At 72.5% G+C, this 2657-nt stretch carries 2 protein-coding genes; both read left to right on the plus strand.

Annotated features, from left to right (window positions below; all coding sequences use genetic code 11):
* Window positions 1-1369, plus strand: a 1369-nt coding sequence (locus AC5LUJ_RS19855; protein ID WP_250285957.1) for a cytochrome P450, incomplete at its 5' end; no start/stop codon positions are given.
* 152 nt (window positions 1370-1521) lie between these two features.
* On the plus strand, window positions 1522-2637 hold the full coding sequence (locus tag AC5LUJ_RS19860; protein WP_250285956.1) for a polyprenyl synthetase family protein: 1116 nt from the start codon (window positions 1522-1524) through the stop codon (window positions 2635-2637).
* Window positions 2638-2657 lie beyond the last annotated feature (20 nt).

Below are 2657 nucleotides of genomic sequence, written 5' to 3' on the forward strand. Positions count from 1 at the left end.
CTCCTTCGCGGTCGCCTCGGGTGGCCTGCCGGTGCTCGGCCACGCCCTCCAGCTGTGGCGCCGGCCGTTGCGGTTCCTGTCCGCGCTGCCCGCCCAGGGCGACCTCGTCCAGATCGGTCTCGGGCCGCGTCCGGCCTACCTGGCCTGCCACCCCGAGGTGGTCACCCAGGTCCTGGTGGACTCACGCACCTTCGACAAGGGCGGGCCGCTGTTCGACAAGGCGCGGCTGCTCGTGGGCAACGGGCTCGTCAGCTCCATGCGGGAGGACCACCGCGTACAACGACGGATGATCCAGCCCGCGTTCCATCCCGCCCGGATGCCCGGCTACGCCCGCCTGATGCGCGAGGAGATCGCCGACGTCCTGGGCTCGTGGGAGGACCACCGGCCCATCGACATCAGCGAGGCGATGCACGCCCTGACCCTGCGGATCACCGCCCGTACCCTGTTCGCGACCACCGTCGGGGGACGTCCCATCATCCCGGAGGTCGCCTACTGCATGCCGATCATCATGCGGGGCGTCTACAAGCGGATGGTCGCGCCGATCGGCTGGCAGGAGAAGCTGCCCACGCCGGGCAACCGCCAGTTCAACCAGGTCCGGGAACGGATGCACACCGTCATCAGGGAGACGATCGAGTTCCAGCGACGCGCCGGGACGGACCACGGCGACCTGCTGTCGATCCTGATCGCGGCCCGTGACGAGGAGACCCGGCACCGGCTCAGCGACGAAGAGGTCTACGACCAGATCATGACCCTCCTCATCGGCGGGACGGAGACCACGGGGAACACCATGGCCTGGGCCTTCCACATCCTCGCCGAGCACCCGGAGGTGGAAGCCCGGCTGCACGCCGAACTGGACGAGGTGCTCGGCGGCCGGCCACCGACGTTCGAGGACCTGCCGCGGCTGGACTACACCTGGCGGGTCCTGCACGAGACCCTGCGGATGTATCCGCCGGCCTGGCTGCTGACCCGCACGACCAGCAGGGACACCGAACTCGCCGGGCAGCGGCTGGCCAGGGGCACCATCGTGATGTTCAGCCCGTACATGATGGGCCGCAACCCCGCACTGTTCACCGACCCGGAACGGTTCGACCCGGACCGCTGGCTGCCCGAGCGGGCCGCGGGCATCCCGCGCGGCGCGATGGTGCCCTTCAGCGCGGGCAGCCGCAAGTGCATCGGTGACACCTTCGGCCGCGCGGAGACGACGCTCACGCTGGCCACGATCGCCACCCGCTGGAGCCTGCGTCCCACGCCCGGCGCCAGGCCGCGCACCACCATCCCGAAGGCGTCGCTGGGCACCGGGCCGTACCTGATGATCCCGAAGCCGCGTGCCGCCGCCAGCGCGGGGCTCGCGCTGCGCACCGCCGGCTGAGCGACACCAGCCGAGCCACGCCGGCCAAGCCGGCTGAGCGATGCCGGCTGGCCAGCCCTTACGCCCGCCTCCTACCGCGGGCCGCCTACCGCGAGCCGCCGCCTACCGCGGGCCGCCCCCGGCCCGTGTCCTGCCGAAGAAGGGCCCGTCCCATGAGCGAGTACACCCCGCCGCTGCGGGTCACGTCGCCGGCCGCCCTCGACACCCTGGCGCGGTGCCGGGACCTCGTCCTGCCGGCGCTGCGCGAGACCGTCGACCGGCTGCACCCCTGGCTCGGGCGGATGGCGTCGTTCACGTTCGGCTGGTGCGACTCCGACGGCACACCGACCGTGCGTGGCACCAGCAACAACAGCGGTGGCGGCAACGGTGGCGGCGGCGGCAAGGCGCTGCGGCCGGCACTCGCCGTCCTCGCCGCCGAGGCCGTCGGCGCCCCGGCACAGGCCGCGGTCGCCGGGGCGGTCGCCGTCGAGCTGGTGCATGCGTTCTCACTCGTCCACGACGACATCATGGACGGCGACGAGCAGCGCCGGCACCGGGCCACCGCCTGGAAGACGTTCGGGGTGGGCCCGGCCGTCCTGGCCGGTGACGCGCTGCTCGCCCTCGCCCTGGACACCCTCGCCCACAGCACCGGCCGGCTCGCCCCGGCGACCAGGTCGGCGGCGATGAGCCTGCTGTCGACGTCACTGGTCGAGCTGGTCAACGGGCAGGCCGCCGACATCGCCTTCGAATACCGGCCGTGGACCGGCCCGGAGGCGGTGACCGTCGAGGAGTACCGGACCATGGCGACGCGCAAGACCGGGTCGCTGCTGGGCTGCGCGTCGGCGCTGGGAGCGCTGCTCGGTGGCGCTCCGCCCGAGATGGTCACGGCGATGTCCCTGGTGGGCCGCGACCTGGGAACCGCCTTCCAGGCGGTCGACGACCTGCTGGGTATCTGGGGGGATCCGGCGGTCACCGGCAAGCCGGTGTTCAACGACCTCCGCCTGCGCAAGAAGACCCTTCCCATGGTCTGCGCTCTGGCCGGCTCGACGGCGTCGGCCCAGCAGCTCGCGGACCTGCTGGCCATGCCGCTGGACACCCCGGACGCGGAGTGGACGCTGCGCCGGACGGCGGCCCTCATCAGCAAGGCCGGCGGCCGGTCCTTCACCACCGCCCAGGCCCACCTGCATCTCGACCGCGCCCTGCGGACCCTCGACAGCGTCGCGATGGAACGTACGGCCGCCGCGGAACTGATCACGTTGTCCGAGTTCGTCGTCAACCGCACCCACTGATCCGCGGGCGCGACTATGCC

The sequence above is a fragment of the Protofrankia sp. CiP1_Cm_nod3 genome, from assembly GCF_982290655.1.